Consider the following 26,096-nt stretch of genomic DNA (forward strand, 5'->3'; position numbering starts at 1 on the left):
GACCCTGTGGGAGAGTAGGACGCCGCCGAACAATCATTCGAGAAAGCCCCTTCCCGGGAGACCGGGAGGGGGCTTTCCGCATTTCCGGACCATTTCCGTCCCGAGCTCGGTCCGATTGAGTCCGGTTCAGCTCCGGACCTCTCGCAGGTGCAAGCCAGGAATGGTCAGGTCGCCGTCCACCAGACGGGTCCGACTCAGCGTCACGTCCTCCAGGACCAGCGTTCGTATGCCCGTTCCGGAGGGTTGGTCGACCGGATTGCGGAGCCACTGCGGAATGGCGTCAGGGGTGATCGTCACGGTGCGGGCCGGAGGGTGCGGGCCGTCCCCGAGACCGGTGACGGTGCCGGACAGTTCCTCCGCATAGAGCGTCATCGGGGCGCCCGCGACGGTGGAGGTGGTGCCGGAAGCGGCCAGAAGGTGCCAGGTCACTCCGCCCCGCCTCGTCGCCAGGTCGAGGTCGCTGATGTCCACGGTCCGGGCGGTGAACCGCAGTATCCGCTCGGGTCCGGCGGTGGTCTCCAGGGTGACCACGCCGTTGAAGACGCTGTCGTGGAGGACGATTCTGCGCGAGGTCAGTATCCACTCCGGGCCTGGGGTCAGTGGGCTCGGCCTCGTGGCGGGTGCCCGGTCGTCAGGAGGACTGGGACTGATGCGGGAACCCGGGCCGGGGCCTCCCGGCTGAGCGGTGTGGCCACTGTTCCGGTCGAGGCGCGTCTCCCGGGCGTGGGCCGACCGGTCGGCGGAGGCGGAGGGAGACACAAGGGTGGCGGACGGGGCTGGGCCATCGTCTGCGGAGGCCACCCGGGGCGCGGCGACGGTGGCCACGAGGAGGGCGGTCGGCAGAGCGGTCAGTGTCAGCACCGTGCCCCGCCGGGGGACTGGACGCGGCAGTCGCTCCGCCGAGGCCGGCCGTGGCAGCCCGTGCGGGCCGCCGTGCAGGAACCGCGCGCTCGTCGCGGCGTCGAGCTCGCCCGTTCGGGTGCCGTCACTCGGCACCGAGGCTCCCGCCTGCGGGGTCCGTGAGCGCCGTACTCCGTGCCCCGGCTCCCGGTACGGCGATCCGGTCCTCGGCGGCGGCCTCTGAACCGGCGTCCGGGGGAGCCCACGCGCAGGCGAGGGCGCCGCCGACGAGCCCGGAGAGCAGGCCCAGCAGGAGGCCGCCGAAGTTCGCGAGCGGAAAGGACACCAGGGAGAGCAGAGTCGCCGCGATCCCGGCGAAGGTCCGGACCTGCTGCTGGAACCACATCGTGACGCCCAGCACCATGAGCAGAAGGCCGATGACCAGCGACCCCGCGCCGGCCATGGTGGAGAGGGCCAGGGTGATGCCGCCCAACGTGATGTGGCTGAAGGCGAAGTACAGGATCGGGAAGCCCGCCGCGAGTGTCAGCGACCCGGCCCAGAAGGGGCGACTACCGCGCCAGGCGCGGAACGACTCCCGCGCTCCCGCGAGTCCGCGACGCGGGTCGGACTCGGCAGGCGTGGTCGGGTTCGGCACGTGACGGCTCCCTGCTGGACGGGCGGACGGGTGGATCAGAAGCACTCGTTCCGACCGGCCCTGAGCGAGATGACCATGCCGGGCAGGTTGATGGTGCCGGCCGAGGCGGCCACCGCAGTGCTGCGGAGATTCCTCAGCGTGGTCGTCGTGCCCTGGAGCGCGATGCCGTTGGGGTCGAAGAGCGGTGAGCTGCGGTCACCAGGGCTGATTTCGCCGGTCGTGAGGGAGCCTGCCGCGATGCCGACGTCGATGTTGTGGATGGTTGCGTCATCGGCCTTGAGGAGCGTGGTGTCGATGAAGAATTCCCGTGCCGTGGCCGGAGCTCCCCGGTCGCCGCTGGTGAGTCTGAGCGTGAAGGGGCCGAGAACCGGGATCGGGACGACCACGGACTGGCACAGCCCGTCGATCCGTGCGGACCTGAACCCGGTGACCTCGACCGGGACGTGGGTGCCGTCCCGCGCCACGTCGATCATGCCGTACAGGCTCAGCCCCTCACCGGTGAGGGAGTCCGCGGACAGCTTGAACTGCTCGTTGGAGATGAAGAAGGAGGCGGCGAACGCCCCTTTGGCCATCCCGAGGGCGAGGAGTGCGGTTGCCGCGATGCCCGGTGTCAGCACGACGGCGAAGCGCTTCCATCGGGTTCTGCCGCTGCTGCGTGGCATACCGTTCGCTCTCCCTCTGCACCGTCGGCTGGTCGGCCTCATTCCGCAGCCGGATAGGGCAGTGGAATGGCTGGACAGGTATTTCGGCGGCCGGGCGCTCGGGAAATGGCTGGGAGACCGAAGAGAAAGGGGTTCACCGGTGAGGGTTTTCCCTCTTCTGCCACGGCGCCGGACGGTCGGCGCCGGGTGACCGCGGCCTGTGACGCCTTCCGGCCGAGGTCCGAGGGCCATCGGCCGGGCCGACACGGTCGAGCATGGGACACGTGCAGGCACCGTGCAAGTCTGGCGCTGCGGGGTTCGGCCATGCCACTCAATCGGCCCACGGAGGCCGGGTATCGGCAGGTTCGTCCACCGGCTTCTGCCGGGTCCGGCGCTGTCCGGCAAAAGGTCGAGGATCGCGCCCGCCGGTAAGCAGGGGTTCGCGGAAGTTCCCTTTTGCAGCTTTCCGCAGCAGGACGCCGTCGGCGTCACGGGGCCTCGGAGGCGCGCGACGGGGCGGGTACGTCGGCGGTCCGACCCGGTGCCGGGGCCTCGGAGGCCACCGGCACCGGCCGTCGCAGCCGGGTCAGCCCTGCGCGCGCCGCTCCGCCCTGGCGGTGGCCTCGGCCTCGTCCTCGGCCTCGGCGACCTCCAGGGTGGGTGCGGTGCCGCCGAGGTGGGCGGGGAGCCACCAGGTGTCGTCGGGGCCGCTGGGCTTGCCGGGGTACTCGCGCTGGGCGCGGTCGAGCATCTCGGACATGGTGGCCCGCAGACGGCGGGTGACCATGACCGGCTTGTCCTGGGCGGTGAGCTCGATGGGCTCGCCGATCATGATGGTGACGGGGACGTGACGCTTCGTCAGGGTCTTCGGGCGGCCCTTGGTCCACAGCTGCTGGGTGCCCCAGAGCACCACCGGGAGCAGCGGGGCGCCGGCGTCGGCGGCCATCCGGGCCGCGCCGGTCTTGAACTTCTTCAGCATGAAGGAGCGGCTGATGGTGGCCTCGGGGAACACCCCGACGACCTCGCCGTCCTTGAGGGCCTTGACGGCGGCCTCGTACGCGGGCTGGCCGTCGGTGCGGTCGACGGGGATGTGCTTCATGCCCCGCATCAGCGGACCGGAGATGCCGTGCCGGAAGACGTCGTCCTTGGCCATGAAGCGGGTCTTGCGCTTGCCGCCCTTGAAGGCGCCCATGCCGGCGAAGAGGAAGTCCAGGTAACTGATGTGATTGCTCACCAGGACCGCGCCGCCCTCGGCGGGGATGTGTTCGGCGCCTTCGATCCTGATCCGGAGGTCGAGTGCCCGGAAGACGGTGAGCGCCGTTCCGATCACCGGCGGGTACACGAACTCTGCCATGGTCAGCCCTACTTCCCGCGGGCTGCCGCCCGGTCCGGTGGTACCCGGGGCGTGGGTGGTGGCCGACAGGAGCAGCGGCACGCCGCGGCGGCCACGGGTGATACACGGAGATAATCCCCCGAAGGGGCGCCCTCTGTCATCTGAGCACGTCCGGAGGTGACGAATGCCGCACTCCGGGGCGTCTTGAACACGTCGGAACCCTTCGACGACCACCCCGCCGGCGCGAGGTGGCCCGGTGTGCCAAGCGGCCTGGGTGGGGTCCGTGGGGGTGGTCGGAGGCCGGGTCGCGGCAGGCCGCACACTGGGGTGATGACCGGGCGGTGTGCGGCGGGAGGCTGAAGGTGGTGCGGCGGCGGGCGGAGGACGTGGCCGTGCGGCTGTCCTCGGACGAGCTGGGGCAGGAGCTGGGGGAGCGGGCGACGCTGGTCCAGTTCTCGACGGCGTTCTGCCAGCCCTGCCGGGCGACCCGGCGGGTCCTGGCGGAGATCGCGGGGATGGTGGCCGGTGTGGCGCACGTGGAGATCGACGCCGAGGAGCGCCTCGAACTGGTGCGGCGGCTGGAGATCCTGCGGACCCCGACCGTCCTGGTCCTGGACGCCGGCGGGGCCGTGGTGCGCCGGGCCGCCGGTCAGCCGCGCCGGGCGGACGTGATAGCGGCGCTGGGAGCGGCGATCTGAGCGGCCGTCCGGGGCTGTCCGGGGCCGGGCGGGAGGTCGGGCGGGGCGCTGCGGGGACGCGGTGCGCGGACCACCCGGCCAGGTGAATCTTGTCAAGACCGTTCAATCTCACAGTGGATCTGCTGCGCAGTCAGGTGGAGCACGGCCCAGCCTGGGGCAGGATGGGCCAAGACGGCAGTGCAGCCGTCCCGCACCCCTCCCGGCCAGCGCGCTTCGGGGGGAGCGGGGCGCTCGGCCGGGGGTCCGGCAGCACTAAGCTACTGGCCAGTAGTGACGGCTAAGCTACTGGCAAGTATGCTGCCAGGAGTTCCGGACGGGCACAGCTATAACCGCTGCCCGGAGTGGGTCTGGAGAGTGTCCACAGCCCACTTGCACAGCCGCAGCCGCCGGACGAGACCAGTACAGGAGACAGGCCGTGAGCTTGAGGATCGTTGTCTGTGTGAAGTACGTGCCCGACGCGACCGGTGACCGTCGCTTCGAGGACGACACCACCACCGACCGGGAGGGCGTCGACGGCCTCCTTTCGGAGCTGGACGAGTACGGCGTGGAGCAGGCGCTCCGGATCGCCGAGGCCCACGGCGACGCCGAGGTGACCGTCCTGACCGTGGGCCCGGACGACGCCAAGGACGCCCTGCGCAAGGCCCTCTCGATGGGTGCCGACAAGGCCGTCCACGTCAACGACGAGGACATCCACGGCACCGACGTGATCGGCACCTCGGCGATCATCGCCAAGGCGCTGGAGAAGACCGAGTACGACCTGGTCGTCTGCGGCATGGCCTCCACCGACGGCACCATGGGCGTCCTGCCGGCCCTGCTGGCCGAGCGCCTGGGCCTGCCGCAGGTCACCCTGCTCTCCGAGGTCTCGCTGGAGGGCAACACCGTCAAGGGCCGTCGCGACGGCGACGCCGCCACCGAGCAGCTCGAGGCCGAGCTGCCCGCCGTGATCTCGGTGACCGACCAGTCGGGCGAGGCGCGCTACCCCTCCTTCAAGGGCATCATGGCCGCCAAGAAGAAGCCGGTCCAGGAGTACGACCTGGACGACCTCGGCATCGAGGCGGACGAGGTCGGCCTCGGTGGCGCCTGGACGGCCGTGGAGACCATCACGGCCCGCCCGGCCCGTACCGCCGGCACCGTCGTCAAGGACGAGGGCGAGGGTGGCAAGCAGCTCGCCGCCTACCTCGCCGAGCAGAAGTTCATCTGATCCATCTGACCCATTGACGTGGTGACTGCCCACAATGGAAGTGACGGGCGGTCCGGAGATACAGGAGACATTGAGCGATGGGTGAGATTCTCGTCCTCGTCGACCACGCCGACGGTGTGGTCCGCAAGCCGGCCCTGGAGCTGCTGACCCTGGCCCGCCGTATCGGCGAGCCCTCGGCGGTCGTCCTCGGTGCCGGTTCCGCCGCCGCCGACATCGCCGCCAAGGCGGGCGAGTTCGGTGCGGCCAAGGTGTACGTCGCCGACGGCGCCGAGTTCGCCGACCAGCTGGTCGTCCCCAAGGTGGACGCGCTGACCCAGATCGCCAAGGCCGCCGGCGCGGCTGCGGTGCTGGTCACCTCGTCCGGTGAGGGCAAGGAGGTGGCGGCCCGCGTGGCGCTGCGCCTCGAGTCCGGCATCATCACCGACGCCGTCGACCTGGAGGCCGGTGACGGCGGTCCGGTCGCGACCCAGTCGGTCTTCGCCGCCTCGTTCCAGGTGAAGTCCAAGGTGTCGCACGGCACCCCGGTCATCACCGTCAAGCCGAACTCCACCAGCCCCGAGGCCGCCCCGGCCGCCGGCGCGGTCGAGAACGTCGCCGTCGAGTTCACCGGCAAGGCGGCCAAGGTCGTCTCCCGCACCCCGCGCGTGTCCTCGGGCCGCCCGGAGCTGACCGAGGCCGCGATCGTGGTCTCGGGTGGCCGTGGTGTCGGTGCCGCCGAGGGCTTCGGCGTGGTCGAGGAGCTGGCCGACTCGCTCGGTGCCGCCGTCGGTGCCTCGCGTGCCGCCGTCGACGCCGGCTGGTACCCGCACACCAACCAGGTCGGCCAGACCGGCAAGCAGGTCTCGCCGCAGCTGTACGTCGCGGCGGGCATCTCCGGCGCGATCCAGCACCGTGCCGGTATGCAGACCTCGAAGACCATCGTCGCCATCAACAAGGACCCCGAGGCGCCGATCTTCGAGCTGGTCGACTACGGCGTGGTCGGTGACCTGTTCACCGTGCTGCCGCAGCTCACCGCCGAGGTGAAGGCCCGCAAGGGCTGACCTCGGGCCGGTCGGACGGTTCGAAGGGCGTGGTCTCCGGGACACCGGGGCCGCGCCCTTCGGCGTTGCCGAGGCGCTGCCGGGAACTGCCGGAGTACTGCCGGCAAGTGGTGCCGGGCGGAGGTGCCGGGAGGTTGCCCGGCCGGTGCGGCGGGGGGCGGCGTAGAGTCCGGTATATGAGACTGCTGACGGCACTTGAGGGCGGATTCGGCGACGCTGCCGACGCGTTGGTGATCGACGGGCACGCGATGTCGCGCGAGCAGCTGCTGAACGCCGCGACGGCGCTCGCCGGCCGGGTGGCCGGTGCTCCGGCGCTGGCGGTGCTCGCCCGGCCGACCGCCGAGACGGTCACCGCCGTGGTGGGCGGGCTGCTGGCGGGCGTGCCCGTGGTGCCGCTGCCGCCCGACTCGGGGCCCAAGGAGCGCGAGTACATCCTGCGGGACTCGGGCGCCACCCTGCTGGCCGTCCGGCCGGGCGAGCAGACCTGGGAGGGGATCGAGGCGCTGCCGGTCGAACTGACGGGGCGTGCGGCGCGCTCCGGGGGATCGTCGGGCGCCCCGGGGAGCGCCGGGGGCGCGTACCCGGAGCCTGCGCCGGAGCGTACGGCCTTCGTGCTCTACACCTCGGGTACCACCGGCGCGCCCAAGGGAGCGCTGATCCCGCGCTCCGCCGTCGCCGCAGACCTGGACGCGCTCGCCGCCGCCTGGCAGTGGACCGCCGAGGACACCCTGGTGCACGGTCTGCCGCTGTTCCATGTGCACGGACTGGTCCTCGGCGTCCTCGGCGCGCTGCGGACCGGGAGCAAGCTGGTGCACACCGGCCGCCCGACACCCGGGGCGTACGCCGGGGCGCGCGGCAGCCTGTACTTCGGTGTGCCGACCGTCTGGTCGCGGGTGGCCGCGGACGAGTCCGCGGCGCGGGCGCTGAGCGGCGCCCGGCTGCTGGTCTCGGGCAGTGCGCCGCTGCCGGTGCCGGTCTTCGAGCGGCTGGCGGCCCTCACCGGCCAGGCCCCGATCGAGCGGTACGGGATGACGGAGACCCTGATCACGGTGAGCACCAGGGCCGACGGCGAGCGCCGGCCGGGCAGCGTCGGCCTGCCGGTCGAGGGGGTGCGCACCCGGCTGGTCGGCGAGGACGGTGCGCCCGTACCCCGCGACGGAGAGACGGTCGGGGAGCTTCAACTGGCCGGTCCGACGCTGTTCGCCGGCTACCTGAACCGGCCGGAGGCCAACGCCGAGTCCTGGACGGCCGACGGCTGGTTCCGCACCGGGGACGTCGCCGTGATCGGCCCGGACGGCTTCCACCGGATCGTCGGCCGCGCCTCGGTCGACCTGATCAAGAGCGGCGGATACCGGATCGGCGCCGGTGAGGTCGAGTCGGCCCTGCGTGACCACCCCGCCGTGGCCGACGCCGCCGTGGTCGGCGCCCCCGACGCTGACCTGGGCCAGGCCGTCGTCGCCTATGTGATCGCGGAGGGCGAGGTGACGGGCGAACAGCTGACCGCCTTCGTCGCGGAGCGGCTCTCGGTGCACAAGCGGCCCCGCCGGGTGGTGCTGGTCGACGAACTGCCGCGCAATGCGATGGGCAAGGTGCTCAAGAAGCAGCTGCTCGATCGGGCGTGAGCTCCGCAGCGCTGGCCGGCCGGGGCCGCCGGGCACACGACCGGAGCCGGACGACCGGACCGGGAGCGGTCGGACCGGGACGATCGGACGGTGCGGCGGACATGTGCCGCACGGCCGGGAAATGACGGTGCGCCGGAGGCCCAGGCATGGCCGGGGCCCCGGCGCGGGTACCACCACGAGTGGCGCGTGGCCAGGAGAGTACGGACCGCGCCGCCCGGTGCGGACGGTATCGGGCTGCGCCGACGGCAGGGGACGCTGTGATCGTCTGGGTCAATGGCACATTCGGGGCGGGCAAGACGAGCGCCTGCCGCGAGCTGGTGGAGTTGCTGCCCGGGAGCGTGCTGTACGACCCGGAACTGGTCGGAGCCGGGCTGCGCCGGATGCTGCCCGTGGACCGGATGGCCACGGTCGCCGACTACCAGGACCTGCCGTCCTGGCGACGCCTGGTGCCCGAGGTCGCGGCCGCCCTGCTGAGCGAGGTCGAGGGGCCGCTGGTGGTGCCGATGACCCTGCTCAGGGAGGACTACCGGGACGAGATATTCGGCGCGCTCGCCGCCCGTGGGCTGGCCGTGCACCACTTCGTTCTGGACCCTGCGGAAACGATCCTGCAGGAGCGGATCGCCGGACGGGAGGAGTGCCCGGGCGACCCCGAGGCGAGCGCCCGGGTCCGCACCTGGTGCCTGGAGCACCTCGCCCAGTACCGGAGCGCCAGACGCTGGCTCAGCCGCGACGCCCGGCTGATCGACTCCGGGGAGCTCACGCCGCGCCAGACCGCCGAACGCCTGGCCGAGCTGGTCAAGGACGGTGCCGCGCGCTGCCCCATCGTGCGGAGCGCCGACAGTACCGGGGACACCGTGGCCGCCGCGGTCCTGCTCTTCGACGAACAGGACCGGGTGCTGCTGGTCGACCCGGTCTACAAGCCCTCCTGGGAGTTCCCGGGCGGGGTCGTCGAACGCGGCGAGGCGCCCACGGACGCAGCGCTGCGCGAGACCGTCGAGGAACTGGGCCTGCGCCTGGAGGCGCCCGCGCTGCGCCTGCTCGCGGTCGACTGGGAGCCGCGCACCGGTCCGCGCCGGGGCGGCCTGCGGCTGGTCTACGACGGCGGACGCCTGGATGCCGCGGCGTGCAAGGCGCTGCGCCTGCCCCCCGAGGAACTGCGCGGCTGGCGCTTCGTCACCCTGGACGAGGCCGCCGGTCTGCTCCCGCCCGGCCGCCTGCGCCGGCTCGCCGCCGCTCTGGACGCCCGCGAACGGGGTGAACTCCGCTATCTGGAGGCGGGACTTCCGGCTGCGGTGGGGGCGGCCGCCGCCGGGTGAGGTCCCGCCTGTCGGAGGGGCCCGGGCACGACCCCGGCGGGGAGCCGCGCGACCGGCGCGTCACGGAGGTGCACGGCGCTCCGCACGGCTCCCCGCACTCGCAGCGGCGCACGGCCGTCTGCGCCGGCAGAGGCGCCGGCTGCGCGCTCCGGCAGAGGTGCACGGCTCCCCGCGCGCACGGCGGCGCACGGCTCCACGCTCCCGCCGGGGTCGTGCGCGGCCGGTCGGGTGCCGAAGATGGGTGTGTGCCGTTCACGCTGAGCCATCCCGCCGCCGTCCTGCCGCTGCTGCGCGGTGGGCGGGGCCGGGGGCCGCTGCTGGCCACCGGACTGGTGGCCGGGTCGCTGGCGCCGGATGTGCCGTTCTACGCCGAGTCGGTGCTGCGCGGGACGTACCGCTTCGGAGAGCTCACGCACCGGTGGTGGGCGGTGCCGACGGTCGACGTGGTGGTCGCGGGCGGTCTGGCGGCCGGGTGGCACCGGCTGCTGCGGGAACCGCTGGTGTCGCTGCTCCCCGCGTCGTGGGCGGCGGCCGCGGAGACCGTCACCGCGGGAGGTGCCGGCCGGGCGGTCGGCTGGTTCGCGGTGTCGGCGGGGATCGGCGCGGCGACGCACGTCGGGTGGGACGCCTGGACGCACGAGGGACGGGCGGGTGTGCGGGCGTTCCCGGTGCTGACGCGGCGGGTCGTCGGGGTGCCGCTGTACGACGTTCTGCAGTACGGCGGTTCGGCGGTGGCGCTCGCCGAGGTCGTCCGGTACACGGCCGCGCTGCTGGCCGCCGAGCGCGCCCAAGCTCAGGAACAGGAACAGGAACAAGGGCTGGGGCAGGAGGCAGCACCGCTCCTCCGTGGGGCCGGGGTTGCCGCTCTCGGCCTCGGCGCGGCCCTCGGCGTGGTGCATCGCCTCCGGCGCCGCCGGGGGCGGGCCCGGCTCGACGAGATCTGCTTCGGTGCCGGTGCCGGACTCGTGGTCGGAGCCACGGGCCATGCGCTGGCGGTACGGCTGCTGGTCCGGTGCCGGAACGGTCCGTGACCCGCCAACTGGCGGAGGGCGGCGGAGAGTTCGGACACCTATAGTCATGTCACGGTCAATCGTTTGGGTGTGGAACGTAAAATCCTGGGCGAGACGGCCGACCGCTCGGCGGCCGGACCGCCGGTCGCGGAGCTGTTCCGTGAACTGACCGGACTGCTGCGGACCGGGCTCGGGTTCGACGGCGGCTGTTTTCACGGTGCGGATCCGGCCACGGGCTTCCTCATCTCGACGGTCTCCGAGGGGCTCGACGCGCAAGGGTTCGAGCAGGCCGCGTTCCTGGAGTTCTGGAGCGCGGACGGTACCCGGTCCGTGGCGATCAGGGAGTCCGGGCTGCTGGCCCAGGGCGTGGTACGAGCCAATCACGGGCGGCCGGAGCGGAGCGTCCGCTGTCGGGAGTTGCTGACGGAGCTGGGGTACGTCGCTGAGTTGCGCGTCAACTGCGATGTGCAGGACGGCCGTTGGGGTGCCGCCGCGTTCATGCGGGAGCGCGGCCAGGGCGGCGGCCGCCGGCGGCCTGCCGGCCGGGGTCCGGTTCTGGACCGCGGTCAACGACCAGCCGGCCAACCCCTGGAGCTGAGCTCCGGGCGGTGACCCACCGGTCCTCGCAGGCCGCACGGGGGTCTGCGGGGACCGGTCGGGTCCGGTACGGCAACCGGGCAGGGCCGGTACGGAGGCGATCAGGGTGCCCCTCCGTACCGGCCCGCCGTACTGGCCGTGACGCCGTGCTGCCCGGGACGCAGCCCGCCGTGCTGTCCGGGGACTACGAGGCCGAGCGGTCCGCGTAGTTGCGCAGGAACAGTGCCTCGGTGAGGGCCATCCGCTCCAGCTCCTGCGGGTCCACGCTCTCGTTGACGGCGTGGATCTGGGTGGTCGGGTCCTCGACGCCGATCAGGATGATCTCGGCCTGCGGGTAGAGGGTGCGCAACGTGTTGCAGAGCGGGATCGAGCCACCCTCGCCGGAGGCGACCATGTCGACGCCGAAGGACTCGCGCATCGCCGAGCCCATCGCGTCGTACGCCGGTCCGGTGGTGTCGGCGCTGAACGCCTCACCACCGCTGATCCGGCTCACCGTGGCGCGGGCGCCGAACGGGACCACGGCCTCCAGGTGGGCGACCAGGGCGTCCTGGGCCTCCTTCAGGCCCATGCTCGGCGGGATCCGCAGGCTGACACTGGCCTTGGCGGTGGCCTGCACCGAGGAGGTCGCACCGACCACCGGGGGAGCGTCGATGCCCAGGACGGTCACCGAGGGGCGGGCCCAGAGCCGGTCCGCGACCGTGCCGGTGCCGGTCAGCGAGACGCCGTCCAGCACCTTGGCGTCGGCGCGGAACTGCTCCTCCGGGTACGCGACGCCGGTCCAGGTCTGGTCGGCCGTCAGCCCGGCCACCGCGACGTCGCCGTGCTCGTCGTGCAGCGTCGACAGGACCCGGATCAGCGCCTGCAGCGCGTCCGGGGCGGCACCGCCGAAGGCGCCCGAGTGCAGGTTGCCGGGCAGCGTGTCGATGGCGATCTCGACCACCGTCATCCCGCGCAGCGAGGCGGTCACGGTGGGCAGGCCGGGGGCGAAGTTGCCGGTGTCGCCGATCACGATGACGTCGGCGGCGAGCAGCTCGGGGTGCTGCTCGGCGTAGCGCTCCAGGCCGCCTGTGCCCTGCTCCTCCGAGCCCTCGACGATCACCTTCAGGCCGACCGGGAAGCCGCCGTCCACCTCGCGCAGCGCGCGCAGGGCGGTCAGGTGCATCAGGATGTTGCCCTTGCAGTCGGCCGCGCCGCGCCCGTACCAGCGGCCGTCGCGCTCGGTCAGCTCGAACGCGGGGCTCTGCCAGGCGGTCTCGTCCAGCGGGGGCTGCACGTCGTAGTGCGAGTACAGCAGGACGGTCGGGGCGCCCGCCGGTCCCGGCAGCTCGGCGTAGACGGACTGGGTGCCGTCCGGGGTGTCGAGCAGCCGGATGCCCGTCAGCCCCTCGGCGGCGAAGGCGTCGGCGACCCAGCGGGCCGCCCGCTCGCACTCCTCCACCGGGAACTGGCGCGGGTCGGCGACCGAGCGGAAGGCCACCAGCTCGGTGAGGTCGGCCTTGGCGCGCGGCATCAGGGAACGGACGGCCGCGGCCAGGGGCTGCTGGGTCATCAACTTCTCCGAGGGGGTGTTCGGGGACGGTCTGCGGGGGTCCGTCGATCATAGGTCGGGCCGGGCGCGGCAGCTCACAGGCCCGAACCTGATGGATCGGCGGGTCCGGTGCGCACACTAGAATTGCTGCCCGTGACTGACTCCGGTAGCTCCCACGACCAGGACCGTATCGACACCCCCACCGAGCCCGATCCGCTGGCCGGTGTGTGGGACGTGGTGGTGGTCGGCGCAGGGCCGGCCGGGTCCTCCGCCGCGTACGCCGCAGCCGCGCAGGGCCGCCGGGTGCTGCTCCTCGACAAGGCCGAGCACCCGCGCTACAAGACCTGCGGCGGCGGCATCATCGGGCCGTCCCGGGACAGCCTGCCGCCGGACTTCAAGCTGCCGCTGCAGGACCGGATCCACGCCGTCACCTTCGCGCTGAGCGGCCGGTTCGCCCGGACCCGCCGCTCGAAGCGGATGCTGTTCGGCCTGGTCAACCGGGACGAGTTCGACCTGCGTCTGGTGCAGGCCGCCGAGCAGGCCGGGGCGGTGCTGGTCACCGGAGTGACCGTCAGCGGCGTGGACCAGCAGGAGGGGGCGCGCACGGCGTTCGTCACCACCGCCGACGGCCGGCGCATCGAGGCCCGTGCGGTGGTCGGCGCGGACGGCAGCGCCAGCCGGATCGGCCGGCACGTCGGGGTCACCTTCGACCAGATCGACCTGGGCCTGGAGGCCGAGATCCCGGTGCCGGAGTCGGTCTCCGAGTACTGGGCCGGGAAGATCCACCTCGACTGGGGCCCGCTGCCCGGCTCGTACGGCTGGGTCTTCCCGAAGACCGACTCGGGCACGCTGACCGTCGGCGTCATCTCGGCGCGCGGCGACGGCGAGGGCACCAAGCAGTACCTGGCCGAGTACATCCGGCGGTTGGGCCTGGCCGGGTTCACCCCGAGCGTCGAGTCCGGGCACCTGACCCGGTGCCGGGCCGAGGACTCGCCGCTCTCGCGCGGCCGGGCGCTGGTCGCGGGTGATGCGGCCGGGCTGCTGGAGCCGTGGACCCGCGAGGGCATCTCGTACGCGCTGCGCTCGGGCCGGCTGGCGGGCGAGTGGGCGGTCAAGGTCGCCGAGGCGGACGGTACGACCGGCGTGCGGCGGCAGGCGCTCAACTACGCCTTCGCCATCAAGGCCGGTCTCGGGGTGGAGATGCGGGCCGGGAAGGTGATGCTGAACGCCTTCGAGCGGCGGCCGTACCTCTTCCACGCGGCGGTCTGCCTGATCGGCCCGGCCTGGCGGGCCTTCGCCAGGACCACCCAGGGGCACACCACGTTCGCCCAGGTGATGCGGGACCACCGTGCCGCGCGCAAGCTGGCCTCCTTCGCCGGACGCTGACGGCACCGGGCCGGGGTTGGCCGAGCCGGGCAGTGGTCGGGCGTTCGCCGAGCCGGGCGACAAGCGGGCGTTCGCCGACCTGAGTGACGGGTGGGCCGGGAGGTGTCGGCCCCGGCCCACCGTCCGGCCTACTTCAGGCCGTTGTCGAGTGCGGTGATCAGGGTGCCGTTCGGGGCGTCGCCCGACATCTCCCAGATCATGCCGCCCAGCAGCCCCTTGGACCTGGGATAGGCGGTCTTCTGCCCGATCGACCAGGGGTCGTCGAAGGTCCACCACTGTCCGCCCGCGCCGGTGTAACCGTACGTCGCGACGGACTGCTGGTTGTGGTAGACGGTCAGCCCCGGCACCGAGGTGAGCAGGTTGCCGTACCCCCGGGTGCCCGGTATCGGCGGCGGTGCGGTCGGTGCGGTCGGTGACGAGGGTGACCGGAGGTCGCGGGTCGGCTGCCGCCGCACCCGGGTACGGCGCTGACCAGCGGATTTTCCCGGGGCTCTGGTTCCGGGGCAGGTGGTCGTGTCAGAGTCTCGTTCCGGGCGGCCACATCCACCGGCCGTCCGTGAAGTCGCGTGCACCCGACGGCCGTCCGCAGCGTCCGGGTGCGCGCCGGAGTGAACTGCACGCCGTCCGACCACCCCTCAGCCGGAAAGCAGGCCCAGCCGCGATGACCCGCGAAGTACCGCTCGTCCGTATCACCACCGCCGATGCCGTCAGCACCCTGGAGCTCGACTCCCCGCACAACCGCAACGCCCTCTCCACCCGGCTGATGGCCGAACTCTCCAAGGGGCTCGCGGACGCGGCCGCCGACCCGGCGGTACGGGCGGTGGTACTCGGCCACACCGGCAAGGTGTTCTGCGCGGGAGCGGACCTCTCCGAGGCGACCGGCGCCGACCCCACGGTGGGCCCGCGCGGCCTGGTGGACATCCAACGAGCCGTCATCGACTGCCCCAAGCCGGTGATCGCCCTGGTCAACGGCGCCGCCCGGGCCGGCGGCCTGGGACTGCTCGGCGCCGCCGACATCGTCATCGCCGGGCCGCTCTCCACCTTCGCCTTCACGGAGGTCCGGCTCGGGCTCGCACCCGCCGTGATCTCCCTGCCGCTGCGCCCCAAGCTGGTCCCGCGGGCCGCCTCCCGCTACTACCTGACGGGTGAGGTCTTCCAGGCTGCCGAGGCCGCCCGGATCGGCCTGATCAGCGAGGCCGCAGAGGATCCCGAGGCGGCGCTCAAGGTCCTGCTGGACGCCATCCGGCTGGGCTCGCCGCAGGGCCTGGCCGAGTCCAAGCGCCTCACCAACGCGGACGTGGTGGCCTCCTTCGAGCGGGACGCGGACGAGCGAGTCGCCCAGTCCGCGCGGCTGTTCGGCTCGGCGGAGGCGCAGGAGGGGATGCGGTCCTTCCTGGAGCGCCGCCCGGCCCGCTGGGCCGAGCAGGCCGAGTAGTCCGCTCGCGATGGGCCGTGCGCTGCCGGCCGCTCAGCGGCTCAGCGGCAGGGCGGCCGTGGGCTGTCGGTGGCGCGGGGGACTGTGCGGGAGACCGGGCAGGCCCGTCGAGGGCTGCTCGCGCAGTCCCCCCGCGCCCTCGCGGAGCGCAGGATCGGGTTCCCGGGATCCGTACGGGCCCCCGGGGTTGTCCGCGCGGGTCCGCGCGTCCCGGGACGCCCGTGCGGTCGGCCGGGGACCCGGTTGTGATGTTGGTCCCTCCGCCGTCCTGACCTCGGCGTGCGCCCGCTAGCGTGGGCGCATGTCGAATGCCCGTACCCTCCTGAACGCCGCCCGCTCCCGAGGCCGCCGCGCAGCCGGCCGGCTGGTGCACCGGGGCTGGAAGTGGGTGCAGGGCGTCGGCGCGGTCTCCAACGACAACCCGGGCCCCTACCGGTTCCGCGAACTGGGCGACGGCACGAAGCTGGCGTTCCCGCTCGGCGCCGTCTTCAACGAACAGTGGATCACCATCGGGCCGTTCTCCATCATCGGCGAACGCGTCACCATCTCGGCCGGGTTCCTCCCCGGGCTCGACCTCGGCCCCGACCCGATCGTCCGGCTCGGCGGCGGCTGCGTGATCGGACGAGGCAGCCACATCGTCGGCCACCAGTCGATCGTGCTCGGCGACGACGTCTGGACCGGCCCGTACGTCTACATCACCGACACCGCGCACTCGTACCACGACACCGAGCTGCCGATCGGCAAGCAGTGGCCGCGCAACGAGCCGGTCGAGATCGGCTCCGGCTCCTGGATAGGCACGGGAGCCGTGATCCTGCCCGGTGCGCGGATCGGCCGCAACGTGGTGGTCGCCGCCGGTTCCGTGGTCCGCGGCGAGATCCCCGACTGCAGCGTGGTCGCGGGTGCCCCGGCCAAGGTCGTCCGCAACTGGACCGCCGACGACGGCTGGCAGCCGCCCCTGCGCCACGAGCCGCCCAACCCCATCCCCGAGGGCATCACCGCCGAGCAGCTCCGCGCCCTGGTCGGCTGGGACCTCCGCCTCCCCGGCGAACAGAACTGACGCCCCGTCCGCCCGGCCCGCCCGGCCTCGTCCGGCCCGCCCGGCCTCGTCCGGCCCGCCCGGCCTCGTCCGGCCCGGCCGGGTTCGGACGGCCGGGTGCAGGTCCGGCTGACCGATCCGAGCGGCCGGTCGGGCGGGAACGCGGCAGGCGACGGCGGCTGTCAGCCGGCGTGGCGGATCGTCACCACGGCCGTGACGCCGTCGACCCGCAGCAGATCCTCGCCCCCGTCCAGCAGCGCGGCGTCGTAGCGGCCCAGCCGGACATCGGCGGAGTCGAGTTCGGCGGTCCCGGCGAGGCAGACCAGCAGGACGACGGCGGACGGCGGCACCCGCACCGCACGCTGGAAGTCGGCGATCTCGACCTCGGCGGTCGCGCGCCCGCGCCGGGTCATCACGTTGAAGTCGACCACGGGCCCGTCGAGCAGCCGGCACCCGGTCTCCGCCTCGCCGGGAAAGGCGAACGGACGGTACGGCTGCGCGATGCGGTGCTCGGTACCGGCCACCGTCAGGGCCATTCCCGCACCCTCGACCACGGTGATGACCCGGTCCACGCCCTCGAAGCGGGAGAACGGTCCGCCCTGCGCGACGTCGGCGAGGCTCACCCGCCACACGAACTCGGCCAGCCCCGCGCCGGTCGGGAATCCGGCCACCTCGCGGGTCACCCCGCCGCCGTTCAGCCACGGTGTCGCGGCCCGCCCGTCGGCTCGCATTACCTGGACCGTCATCGCCTGCTCCGCCCTCGCCGGTCGTGCTCCGTGCGCTGTCCTGCTGCTGTGCTGTCGGTGAGCCTCTCACAGCAGTGGGCCGGTGCCGCCCCCGTGGCCGGACCCGATCGGGCGGGTCAGCTCGGGGAGACGGTGGAGCCCTGGCCGAACTCCCGTGCAGCACAGGGGAATTCGGACGGCTGGGGCTCGGGGGGGCGGTACGTCGGGCGACCGTGCCTACGGTCGGACCCCGGAGGCAAGTTGAGTACCCCTACTCAGGTGCCCGCCGGGCCCGCGCCGGAGGATGGCAGGCGCCACACTGCACCATCGGCCCGAAGGAACACACCCAGATGCTCAGCCGAATCGCTTCCACCCTGGTGCCACTCCTCGGCAGCCTGACGGTCACCACCGATGGTGACGGGCCACTCGCCCCCGGCAGCATCATCGCGGCCAACCACACCTCGCTCGCGGATCCGGCTGTCGTGCTGGCAGCCCTGCACCGCCTGGGAGTCGAGCCGGTGGTCATGGCCACCGCCGGGCTCTGGCGGATCCCGCTGCTGGGTCGCGCACTCCGGAACGGCGGTCACATCCCCGTCCACCGCGGTACGCACCGGGCCGCCGCCGCCCTCGACGATGCGGCGGCAGCCCTGGCGGCCGGGCACCTGGTCCTCATCTACGGCGAGGGAGGTCTGCCGCGGAGAACGGACGCCGGCGACCTGGCTCCTGCCCCCTTCCGTAGCGGGCTCGCCAGGCTCGCCGGGGCGAGCGGAGCCCCCGTCGTCCCGCTCGGACAGTGCGGCGCACGGCGGCTGAGTTCGGGCAGCTCGTCCAAGCAGGTCGCCGGTCTGCTCACCGCACCGCTCCGCCGCCCCGACCTGCATGTCCACGTCGGCGCACCGGTGCACCTGGCCGGTGACGTCCCCGCCGCGACCGCCGCCGCTCACGCCGCCGTCACCGCCGCATGGCACACCGCTGTACGGCGGCTCGGCCGACCGGCCGCCGCCGACGGTTCCCCGTCGACCTGACCGGCGATACCGGCGATACCGGCGACAGCGGCGACTGCGGCGACTGCGGCTGGGAGACGGGACGCGTTAGCGGCTGCGCCGAGGGCGGACCGTGACCGCGAGCAGTCCGGCCACCGCCGAGGTGGCGGCGACGCTGGTGAGGGCGAGGGGGAGGGAGGTCGCATCGGCGAGGAAGCCGATCACCGGCGGGCCGATCAGCATGCCCGCGTAGCCGAGGGTGGAGGCGGTGGCGACGCCCCTGGGACCGCCGATGGCACCGGCCTGGGCGATGGCGAGCGGGAAGATGTTCGACAGGCCGAGCCCGACCAGGACGAACCCGGCGAGCACCACGGGCACGGTCGGTGCCAGAGCGCCGATCAGCATCCCGGTACCGGCGGTGAGGCCGCCGAAGAGCATCACCCTGGTCTGGCCGAGCCGGACGGAGAGCCAGGTGCCGCCGACCCGCCCGGCGGTCATCGCGAAGGCGTACGCGGCGAAGCCGGTCGCAGCCAGCCCGGCGCTCGCGTTGACGTCGTCGGTCAGGTGGAGGGTGGCCCAGTCGGCGAGTGCGCCCTCTCCGTACGCGTCGCACAGGGCGGTCAGGCCGAGCAGGAGGACCAGCACCCGTGCGGCGCCTGAGGGGAGCGACGTCCGGGCCTTCGGCACGGAGCCGACCCCGGGGCCGGAGGTGTCAGGTGTAGCGGGTGTGACTGGTCGGGGAGCGGGGGACGTGGCGACGGCGGAGCCGCGCAGCAGGGCCGTCCCGGCGAGGGCGGTGACCAGCAGGCCGAGCAGCCCGCTGAGGCCGAGCGCCCAGGCCGTGCTGAGCCGGCCGGCGAGCAGTCCGCCGACCGCGGCGCCGACCAGGCCCCCGAGGCTGTAGCCGGCGTGGAAGCTGGGCATGACGGGGCGTCGGAGCTCGGCGACCAGATCGACGGCCGCGCTGTTCATGCTGACGTTCGCCGCACCGTACGCTGCGCCGAAGAGGATCAGGACCAGGCCGAGCCCCAGCACCGAGTGCAGGTGCGCGGGCAGCAGTACGGAGAGGCTGAGTGCGACCAGCGAGCCGACGGTGACCGGGCGGCTGCCGTATCTGACGCAGAGCCGGCCGATCAGCGGCATGGTGGCGACCGCCCCGGCGGAGATGCAGAGCAGGGCCAGACCGAGTGCGCTGTGCGAGGCGCTGACCTGGGCCCGGATGTCGGGGATCCGCACCACCCAGGCGGCGAAGAGGAAACCGTCGATGGCGAAGAAGGCGGTGAGGGCGATCCGGACGGCGGACCACGAGTGGTCGGGAGCGGTGCCGGAGCGGCCGATCGGGGGGTTGTGGGCTTCTGAACGGGCGCGGGTTTTGTTTAGGAGCGGCACAAAGTCAGAATAGGGGAGTGCCGCACACACCAACAAGTCAGTATCCGGCCGGTGGATCCCAGGACCGCCCCGGTGAGGGCCGCCGAGCCGCCGAGCGCGGGGCCGCCGCAGAGCCCGGGCTCGCCGCCGACCGCCCGGACAGTCCCGAGTGCCCGAACTCCCCCGGGCGCGGAGGCAGCCCCGAGCGCCGTACGGTGCTCGGCGCGCGAGCCGGTTCGCGCCCGCGTGTGACAGTCGACGCACGCCTGCCGGGGACGCCCGACGAGCCCCGCCAGGGGTCCGTGGACGCCCGCCGGAGCGCGCCGGACCGGGGCCGGACGCTGCTCGGACCGGCCCTGGCCCTGATCCACACCGGCCGGGCGCCCACCCGGTCCGCGCTCACCAGCACGCTGGACGTCACCCGGGCCACCGCGGGTGCCGTGAGCGGGGAACTGGAGGCGCTCGGCCTGATCACGGTCGACTCCAGTCCGGCGGGTGGCGGGCGGGGCCGCCCCTCGCACCGGCTGGCCATCGACCCGGCGGGCCCGGTGGTGATCGCCGCGCAGATCCACGCGGACGGTCTGAGCGTCGCGCTGGCGGGGCTCGGCGGCCGGCTGGAGCCACCGGTCCACCTGCCGCTGCCCGCCGCGACCGACCCGGTGCGGATGCTGCGCGCGGTCACCGCGGCCGGCGCCGAACTGGCCCGCGCGTCGAGCCGCCGCTGTCTGGGCGCGGCGCTCGCCCTGCCCAATCCGGTGACCGAGCCGGACGGTACCGCGCTGGCCGCGCTGCACTTCGCCTGGCCGAGCGGCACGCCCGTCGCGGACCTGTTCGCCGAGGAGATCCGCAGGGCCGACCTCGGTCCCGACGTGCGGCGCCCGTTCCCCAGCGCCGTCGCCAACGACGCCAACCTGGCCGCCCTCGCCGAGCACCGGCACGGCGCCGGCCGGGGATCGCGGCACCTTCTGCTGGTCACCTCGGGTCACCGGGGTGTCGGCGGAGCCCTGGTCATCGACGGCCGACTGCACACCGGAAGCGCCGGGCTGGCGCTGGAGGTGGGCCATCTGACGGTGGATCCACAGGGCCGTCCGTGCCAGTGCGGCAACCGGGGCTGCCTCAACGCGGAGACCGATCCGGACGCCCTGTTCGCGGCCGCCGGCCGCACCCCCGACCCGGATCGTCCGCTCTTCGACCAGGCCCGCGAGCTGGCCCGCTCCGCCGCCGGGGACCCGGACGCCCGGTCCGCCGTCGAACACATCGTGGACCGCCTCGGCCTGGGCCTCGCCGGGATGGTCAACATCCTCAACCCCGACCGCATCGTGCTCAGCGGACTGCACCGCGACCTGCTGGCCGCCGCTCCCGAACGGCTTGCCTCGGTGGTCGCGGACCGCTGCCTCTGGGGTCGCAGCGGCCGGGTGCCGATCGTGCCCGCCGAGGTCGTCCACGCGGGACTCGTCGGCGCTGCCGAACTCGCCTGGGAGCCCTACCTGCACGAGCCGCAGGCGGTGGCCACTGCCTGATCCGGGCCTGACCGCGCTGTCCCCGGCCGGAGTTCGGCACACCGGGTACGGTGAGGTCCAGACGGGCGCGCCACGGGATGGCGCCGTGACGGGAGGGAATCAACCGGTCCGGGGCGGTGTTGCCGACCGGCATGACGATCTCCGCAGAGGTGCTGCGCTACGCCGCGTTCACCACCGACCCCAGTGGCGGCAACCCCGCCGGTGTAGTGCTCGACGCGACCGGGCTGGACGATGCCACGCAGCTCGCGATCGCCGCCGAACTCGGCTACTCCGAGACGGCGTTCCTCACCCCGGGGCCCGAACGCTCCTACACCGTGCGGTACTTCAGCCCCAAGGCCGAGGTGCCGTTCTGCGGACACGCCACCGTGGCCTCCGCCGTCGCGCTGGCCGAGCGGATCGGTCCCGGCCGGCTGGTCTTCGAGACCCGCGCGGGCACCGTCCCGGTCGAGGTGACCACCGGCTCCGGCGGGGTCCTGGCGGCGACCCTGACCAGCGTCGAGCCGCATGTCGAGGAGATCGCCGACGCGGACGTGGACGAAGCGCTCGCGGCCCTCGACTGGCGCCGCGAGGAGCTGGACCCGACCCTGCCGCCCCGGATCGCCTACGCGGGCGCGCGCCACCTGGTGCTGGCGGCCGCGACCCGCGCTCGACTCGCCGATCTGGCATACGACTTCGAGCGGCTGGCCGCCTTCATGGCCGGGCTCGACCTGACCACGCTTCAGCTCGTCTGGCGGGAGTCGGCCGACACCTTCCACGTGCGTGACCCGTTCCCGGTCGGCGGCGTGGTCGAGGATCCGGCCACCGGCGCCGCGGCCGCCGCCTTCGGCGCGTACCTGCGCGAGCTCGGCGGGCTGGAGTCCGAGGCAGCCGTGCTGACCCTGCACCAGGGCGACGACCTCGGCCGCCCCGGCCGCCTGCGCGTCGAGCTGCGCCCGGGCGACCCGAGGATCCGGGTCAGCGGCGCGGCGGTCCGTATCCCGTAGGGCGGCCCGACCGGCCGTGCGCTGTTCGTCAGGGGCGCGGGGACTGATGGGCTCGGAGCGGCGGCAGGCAGGACCAGGTCGCCAGGTACGGAGGCCGGTACGTACTGGCCCCTGGGGAGGATCGGAACGACCAGTAGCGGCGAGCGGCCAGCCGGTGGTGAGTTGCTTCGGGACGTGCCCGGAAGCACGGGGCTCGCGCCGGCCGAACGGATGCGGCGCGAGTTGCAGCTGACGATGTCCGCGGCCCCGGGCCCGGCACGCGGCCGAGAACGCGGCCGGGGCGGCGTACGCCGACGCGGTGTCGGAGTACGCCGCCCTCGGGCAGGACGAGTTGCGGGGTGCGGCCCGCGCGGTCGTCTCGGCTACTTCGGATCGCGGTTGAAAACCGCCTTCGACCAGAAGTAGCCGAGCGCGGAGAGCGCCAGGCACCAGGCGACCGCGAGCCACCCGTTGTTGCCGATCCCGGTGCCGAGCAGCAGCCCGCGCAGGGTCTCGATGGCCGGCGTGAACGGCTGGTACTCGGCGATCGGCTGGAACCAGCCCGGCATCGCGTGGACCGGGACGAAGGCGCTGGAGACGAGCGGCAGGACGATCAGCGGCAGCGCGTTGTTGCTGGCCGCCTCGGCGTTCGGGCTGACCATGCCCATCCCGACCGCGATCCAGGTGAGCGCCAGGGCGACCAGCGCCATCAGCCCGAACGCCGCCAGCCACTCCAGGGCCGTGGCATCCGTGGACCGGAAGCCGATGGCCACGGCGACGGCACCCACGAGGACCACGCTGGCGACCGACTGCAGCACGCTGCCGACGACGTGCCCGATGAGCACGGACCCGCGGTGGATCGCCATCGTGCGGAAGCGGGCGATGATGCCCTCGGTCATGTCGTTGGAGACGGACACCGCGGTCCCGACCACGGTGCCTCCGATGGTCATCATCAGGATGCCCGGCACGAGGTAGGCGATGTACGCGGAGCGGTCCGCGCCGCCGCCCATGCCCGCGCTCATCACGTCACCGAAGATGTAGACGAAGAGCAACAGCAGGACGATCGGCGTCAGCAGCAGGTTCAGGGTGAGGGACGGGTAGCGCCGCGCGTGCAGGAGGTTGCGGCGCAGCATCGTGGACGAGTCGCGCACAGCGAGCGAGAGGGAGCTCATCGGACAGCCTCCTTGGGCTGGTCGGTGCCGCCGGTCAGGGCGAAGAACACGTCGTCGAGGTCGGGGGTGTGCACGGTCAGCTCGTCCGCCTCGATGCCGGCGGAGTCCAGCCGGTCGAGGATGGAGCGCAGCTCGCGCTGGCTGCCGTCACTGGGGATCTGCAGCGACAGCGCCTCGTCGTCCCTCGTGACCTCGCGCAGCGCGAGGGCGGCGCTCTGGTAGGCGGACGGGTCGGAGAAGCGGAGCCGGACATGCCCGCCGGGGATCAGCCGCTTCAGCTCCGCGGCGGTGCCCTCGGCTGCGATCCTGCCGTCGTCGAGCACGGCGATACGGTCGGCGAGCTGGTCCGCCTCCTCCAGGTACTGCGTGGTGAGGAAGACGGTGACGCCGTCGGAGACCAGCTCGCGGATGATCTGCCACATGTTGTGGCGGCTGCGCGGGTCGAGACCGGTGGTCGGCTCGTCGAGGAAGATGATCCGCGGGTTGCCGACCAGCGTCATGGCGATGTCGAGGCGGCGCTTCATGCCGCCGGAGTAGGTGGAGGCGGGTTTCTTCGCCGCCTCCACCAGGTCGAAGCGCTGCAGCAGCTCGGCGGCGGTGCGGCGGCCCTCGCGGCGGGAGAGGTGGTGCAGGTCGGCCATGAGGAGCATGTTCTCCTCGCCGGTGATCAGCCCGTCGACGGCGGAGAACTGTCCGGTCACGCCGATCGCGGCGCGCACCCCGTCCGGTGACGTGGCGATGTCGTGGCCCGCGACCTGGGCCTGCCCGCCGTCGGCGGTGATGAGCGTGGACAGGATCTGCACGGTGGTGGTCTTGCCGGCGCCGTTGGGCCCGAGCAGCGCGAAGACCGAGCCGGCCGGGATGCGCAGATCGATGCCGTCGAGCACGGTCTTGTCGCCGTACGACTTGCGCAGACCGACGGTGGAGACGGCGGCCGGAGAGGCGTGACCGTCGGCCCTCCTAGGCGTGGGCATGACAAAAGAAGGCATGGGGCCCTCCGTTCGAAGGCTGACGTGGGTTGGGGACGGGGCCGGTCGAGGATGTGGTGCTCAGGCCTTGGCGCGGAGGATGTCGATGTTGCCGTGCCGGGTGCGGGCGCGGATCTTGACGGTGTCCTCGGTCTTCTCCGGGGCCTCGGACGCGGTGAGCGTGTTGCGCACCTGGCCGGAGCCCGAGCTGACGTCGAGCCAGGCGGCCGTGCCCTCGCGGACGCCGACCTCGATGGCGCCGTAGGAGGTCTCCAACTGGACGGCGCCACGGGCCACTTCGCCCACACGCAGGGTGCCGTGGGCGGTGGCGGCGGTGACCGAGGCCTCGGCGCGCGCGATGTCGATGTCGCCGTTGGCGCCGCTCACCCGCAGCTCGCCGGTCGCAGCGCCGACGGTCGTGGAGCCGTGCGAGTTCTTCAGGACGGCGGTGCCGTCGACGGTGCCGACGCGCAGGCTGCCGGAGCTGGTGGTGATCTCGGCCATGCCCTCGACCCGGTCCACGGTGATCGAGCCGTGGGAGGCGGTCAGCTGGAGTGGCCCGGTCGTGTCGAGACGGACGTCACCGGACGAGGTCTTCACCCGGACCTCGCCGAGCCGGCCCTCGCCGAGCACCTGGGCCCAGGCGCCGGTCATGTCGACGCGCGAGCCCGTGGGAAGTTCGACCGTCACATCGACGGTGCCGGTGCGCCCGACGAGATAGCGCTGCTTGGGCGTCCTGATGGTCAGGACGCCGCTCGCGTACGTGACCTCGGTCTGGTCGGCCGCCCGGACGTCCGGGTCCCGCTTCGGGTCGCGGGGCCGCACCTCGACGACGGTGTCGAGGCGGTCGCCCGCGGTGAACCGGATGGAACCGGCCTCCACGTGTGCCGTGGCCGAGATCGCTTCGGGGGTGTCGAAAGAAGGCATGGCTGTCCCGTCCTCCTGGGTCTTCGGGGCGTCCCCGCTGGTGGGACGTGGTGTGGGTGAAGTGGGGCGGGCGCGGGCGCGGCTAGCGCACCCAGCCCGTGATGCTCTGTCCGACGGTGTGGGTCCGCTCCGTCGTGCGCGGCCGGGCGCCAGTGTCGACCGCGGCCGACACGGCGCGCACCAGCCACGCGTTGACCGACAGGCCCTCGCGACTCGCGGCCTCCTCGGCTCGCGCCTTGAGCTGGGCCGGCAGGCGCAGGTTGACGCGGGCGGTGCCGCCCTCGTCGGCATCGGCCGGGGCCGGGGTCTTGAACGGTTCGACGGGCGCGGCCGACTCTGCGGGGGCGCCGCCGTCGGCGGGCGGCAGTGTCACCACGAAGTCGGGGTCCAGCCCGCGCAGCCGTACGTCGACCGAGCCGGGGGCGAGCTCGCGGGTGATCTCGTCCATCGCGGCGGAGAGCACATTGAGCATGGTCAGACGGGTCGCCGACTCCAGTGGAGCAGTGAGCCGCTCGGCCAGCTTGCGGGCATCTTCCCCCCCGGCTTCGGCGGCCACCGCGAGTTCGCGGCGGAGGGTGTCGACATACGGGGTGAGGTCCATGGCGTCATCATGGCACCACTGTGGCGCCACGCGCAAGGATCGGGCGGCACCTTGCGTGGGGTGAGTCCGAGGGTGGCCGCCCTGCCTGCGGAAACGTGAAGGGGACGCCCTGCGTCATTGTGGCGCCAGGCGTGTTCATGTGCTTTTTGGGATCCGGAATGGCGCCGGGCGACACGGGATGGCGTCACGCGGTGCCATGTGGCGCCACTCGGCTCCATGTGATGCCACGTGATGCCACGACGGGAAGGTGGTCATGACCCCGCGGAGCGAGGAGCACTCCAGCACCATCAGGTCGATGCAGATCGACTCCCTCGCTCTCGGGCGACACACGAAGGTCATCTCCGATGTGCACATCGACTTCCCGGCCGACGAGAACTCCGCCCCCGATTTCGCGATCCTGCGGGAGGACGCGCAGCGGCAGGGCAAGCGCTATGGCTTCGAGGACGTGCTGCTGATCGCCGAGGTGGTGTCGGTCTCCTCCGCGCGCAAGGACTACGACGACTGCACGGCGAAGTACGGCCGCTACGGCATC

At 73.1% G+C, this 26,096-nt stretch carries 26 protein-coding genes; 14 read left to right on the forward strand and 12 right to left on the reverse strand.

The genetic code is table 11. The annotated features are described in order from the left end of the window. Positions 1–126: 126 nt before the first annotated feature. From UK12_RS40060 to UK12_RS26730, 4 genes are all read right to left on the reverse strand, one after another. Positions 127–531, reverse strand: a complete 405-nt coding sequence (locus tag UK12_RS40060) for a hypothetical protein (RefSeq protein WP_156178949.1) — start codon at positions 529–531, stop codon at positions 127–129. 454 nt (positions 532–985) lie between these two features. Continuing rightward, positions 986–1,495 (reverse strand): DUF6114 domain-containing protein, encoded by a 510-nt coding sequence (locus tag UK12_RS26720; RefSeq protein WP_045305726.1) that lies wholly within the window; start codon positions 1,493–1,495, stop codon positions 986–988. A 35-nt stretch (positions 1,496–1,530) separates the two neighbouring features. After that, positions 1,531–2,157: a DUF6230 family protein gene (locus UK12_RS26725; RefSeq protein ID WP_045305727.1), complete on the reverse strand. Its 627-nt coding sequence runs from the start codon at positions 2,155–2,157 to the stop codon at positions 1,531–1,533. A gap of 565 nt (positions 2,158–2,722) precedes the next feature. Then, positions 2,723–3,490, reverse strand: coding sequence for a lysophospholipid acyltransferase family protein (locus UK12_RS26730; protein WP_045305746.1), 768 nt, complete (start codon positions 3,488–3,490; stop codon positions 2,723–2,725). Between the two features lie 371 nt (positions 3,491–3,861). Between UK12_RS26730 and UK12_RS26735 the strand changes: the two genes are divergently transcribed. The 7 genes from UK12_RS26735 (at position 3,862) to UK12_RS26765 (ending at position 10,968) form a co-directional block, all read left to right on the forward strand. Continuing rightward, positions 3,862–4,167: a TlpA family protein disulfide reductase gene (locus UK12_RS26735; RefSeq protein ID WP_231591399.1), complete on the forward strand. Its 306-nt coding sequence runs from the start codon at positions 3,862–3,864 to the stop codon at positions 4,165–4,167. 421 nt (positions 4,168–4,588) lie between these two features. Continuing rightward, a complete protein-coding gene (locus UK12_RS26740) occupies positions 4,589–5,368 on the forward strand; it encodes an electron transfer flavoprotein subunit beta/FixA family protein (protein WP_231591400.1) in 780 nt (259 codons plus the stop codon). Positions 5,369–5,445: 77 nt separating this feature from the next. Beyond that, the gene (locus UK12_RS26745; protein ID WP_045305730.1) at positions 5,446–6,408 is read left to right on the forward strand and encodes an electron transfer flavoprotein subunit alpha/FixB family protein; all 963 of its coding nucleotides are present in this window, start codon (positions 5,446–5,448) and stop codon (positions 6,406–6,408) included. 176 nt (positions 6,409–6,584) lie between these two features. Continuing rightward, positions 6,585–8,030: an acyl-CoA synthetase gene (locus UK12_RS26750; protein ID WP_045305731.1), complete on the forward strand. Its 1,446-nt coding sequence runs from the start codon at positions 6,585–6,587 to the stop codon at positions 8,028–8,030. A 257-nt stretch (positions 8,031–8,287) separates the two neighbouring features. Then, positions 8,288–9,346 (forward strand): NUDIX hydrolase, encoded by a 1,059-nt coding sequence (locus UK12_RS26755; protein WP_045305732.1) that lies wholly within the window; start codon positions 8,288–8,290, stop codon positions 9,344–9,346. Between the two features lie 245 nt (positions 9,347–9,591). Beyond that, entirely contained in the window at positions 9,592–10,377 is a 786-nt protein-coding gene (locus UK12_RS26760) for a DUF4184 family protein (protein WP_045305733.1), read from the forward strand. A 69-nt stretch (positions 10,378–10,446) separates the two neighbouring features. Continuing rightward, a complete protein-coding gene (locus UK12_RS26765) occupies positions 10,447–10,968 on the forward strand; it encodes a hypothetical protein (protein ID WP_052682179.1) in 522 nt (173 codons plus the stop codon). A 169-nt stretch (positions 10,969–11,137) separates the two neighbouring features. Here the strand turns inward: UK12_RS26765 and UK12_RS26770 are convergent, their stop codons facing one another. Further along, positions 11,138–12,502: a dipeptidase gene (locus tag UK12_RS26770; RefSeq protein ID WP_045305734.1), complete on the reverse strand. Its 1,365-nt coding sequence runs from the start codon at positions 12,500–12,502 to the stop codon at positions 11,138–11,140. Between the two features lie 132 nt (positions 12,503–12,634). Here UK12_RS26770 and UK12_RS26775 point away from each other — a divergent pair, with 132 nt between their 5' ends. Next, on the forward strand, positions 12,635–13,867 hold the full coding sequence (locus UK12_RS26775) for a geranylgeranyl reductase family protein (RefSeq protein WP_082119985.1): 1,233 nt from the start codon (positions 12,635–12,637) through the stop codon (positions 13,865–13,867). 128 nt (positions 13,868–13,995) lie between these two features. Here UK12_RS26775 and UK12_RS43565 read toward each other — a convergent pair whose 3' ends face one another. After that, a complete protein-coding gene (locus UK12_RS43565) occupies positions 13,996–14,322 on the reverse strand; it encodes a glycosyl hydrolase family 18 protein (RefSeq protein ID WP_045305735.1) in 327 nt (108 codons plus the stop codon). Positions 14,323–14,528: 206 nt separating this feature from the next. Between UK12_RS43565 and UK12_RS26785 the strand changes: the two genes are divergently transcribed. Then, positions 14,529–15,302 carry an enoyl-CoA hydratase family protein gene (locus UK12_RS26785; protein WP_045305736.1) on the forward strand — a complete coding sequence of 258 codons (774 nt, stop codon included), beginning with the start codon at positions 14,529–14,531 and terminating at the stop codon, positions 15,300–15,302. A 301-nt stretch (positions 15,303–15,603) separates the two neighbouring features. Beyond that, entirely contained in the window at positions 15,604–16,359 is a 756-nt protein-coding gene (locus UK12_RS26790) for an acyltransferase (RefSeq protein ID WP_045305737.1), read from the forward strand. Between the two features lie 161 nt (positions 16,360–16,520). Here the strand turns inward: UK12_RS26790 and UK12_RS26795 are convergent, their stop codons facing one another. Beyond that, a complete protein-coding gene (locus UK12_RS26795) occupies positions 16,521–17,084 on the reverse strand; it encodes a HutD/Ves family protein (protein WP_045305738.1) in 564 nt (187 codons plus the stop codon). Between the two features lie 329 nt (positions 17,085–17,413). On the opposite strand from UK12_RS26795, the gene UK12_RS26800 reads away from it, so the two are divergent. Beyond that, positions 17,414–18,088 (forward strand): lysophospholipid acyltransferase family protein, encoded by a 675-nt coding sequence (locus UK12_RS26800; protein ID WP_045305739.1) that lies wholly within the window; start codon positions 17,414–17,416, stop codon positions 18,086–18,088. 66 nt (positions 18,089–18,154) lie between these two features. On the opposite strand, the gene UK12_RS26805 is transcribed toward UK12_RS26800, so the two are convergent. After that, entirely contained in the window at positions 18,155–19,435 is a 1,281-nt protein-coding gene (locus UK12_RS26805) for an MFS transporter (RefSeq protein ID WP_052682180.1), read from the reverse strand. Between the two features lie 227 nt (positions 19,436–19,662). Between UK12_RS26805 and UK12_RS26810 the strand changes: the two genes are divergently transcribed. Both UK12_RS26810 and UK12_RS26815 read left to right on the forward strand, forming a co-directional pair. Then, positions 19,663–20,934 carry an ROK family protein gene (locus UK12_RS26810; RefSeq protein ID WP_197085195.1) on the forward strand — a complete coding sequence of 424 codons (1,272 nt, stop codon included), beginning with the start codon at positions 19,663–19,665 and terminating at the stop codon, positions 20,932–20,934. A 131-nt stretch (positions 20,935–21,065) separates the two neighbouring features. Continuing rightward, positions 21,066–21,917, forward strand: a complete 852-nt coding sequence (locus UK12_RS26815) for a PhzF family phenazine biosynthesis protein (RefSeq protein ID WP_045305741.1) — start codon at positions 21,066–21,068, stop codon at positions 21,915–21,917. Positions 21,918–22,279: 362 nt separating this feature from the next. Here UK12_RS26815 and UK12_RS26820 read toward each other — a convergent pair whose 3' ends face one another. From UK12_RS26820 to UK12_RS26835, 4 genes are all read right to left on the reverse strand, one after another. Then, positions 22,280–23,068: an ABC transporter permease gene (locus tag UK12_RS26820; protein ID WP_045305742.1), complete on the reverse strand. Its 789-nt coding sequence runs from the start codon at positions 23,066–23,068 to the stop codon at positions 22,280–22,282. Then, positions 23,065–24,042, reverse strand: a complete 978-nt coding sequence (locus UK12_RS26825) for a daunorubicin resistance protein DrrA family ABC transporter ATP-binding protein (RefSeq protein ID WP_045305743.1) — start codon at positions 24,040–24,042, stop codon at positions 23,065–23,067. Before UK12_RS26825 ends, UK12_RS26820 begins: the two co-directional genes overlap by 4 nt. 75 nt (positions 24,043–24,117) lie before the next feature. After that, positions 24,118–24,963, reverse strand: coding sequence for a DUF4097 family beta strand repeat-containing protein (locus UK12_RS26830; RefSeq protein WP_045305744.1), 846 nt, complete (start codon positions 24,961–24,963; stop codon positions 24,118–24,120). An 82-nt stretch (positions 24,964–25,045) separates the two neighbouring features. Next, positions 25,046–25,564: a toxin-antitoxin system HicB family antitoxin gene (locus UK12_RS26835; protein ID WP_045305745.1), complete on the reverse strand. Its 519-nt coding sequence runs from the start codon at positions 25,562–25,564 to the stop codon at positions 25,046–25,048. Between the two features lie 247 nt (positions 25,565–25,811). Here UK12_RS26835 and UK12_RS26840 point away from each other — a divergent pair. After that, positions 25,812–26,096: Uma2 family endonuclease (locus UK12_RS26840; RefSeq protein ID WP_269432047.1), on the forward strand; the 285-nt coding region annotated here is incomplete at its 3' end.

Origin of the sequence: Saccharothrix sp. ST-888 (genome assembly GCF_000955975.1) — a bacterium.
Taxonomy (GTDB): domain Bacteria; phylum Actinomycetota; class Actinomycetes; order Streptomycetales; family Streptomycetaceae; genus Kitasatospora.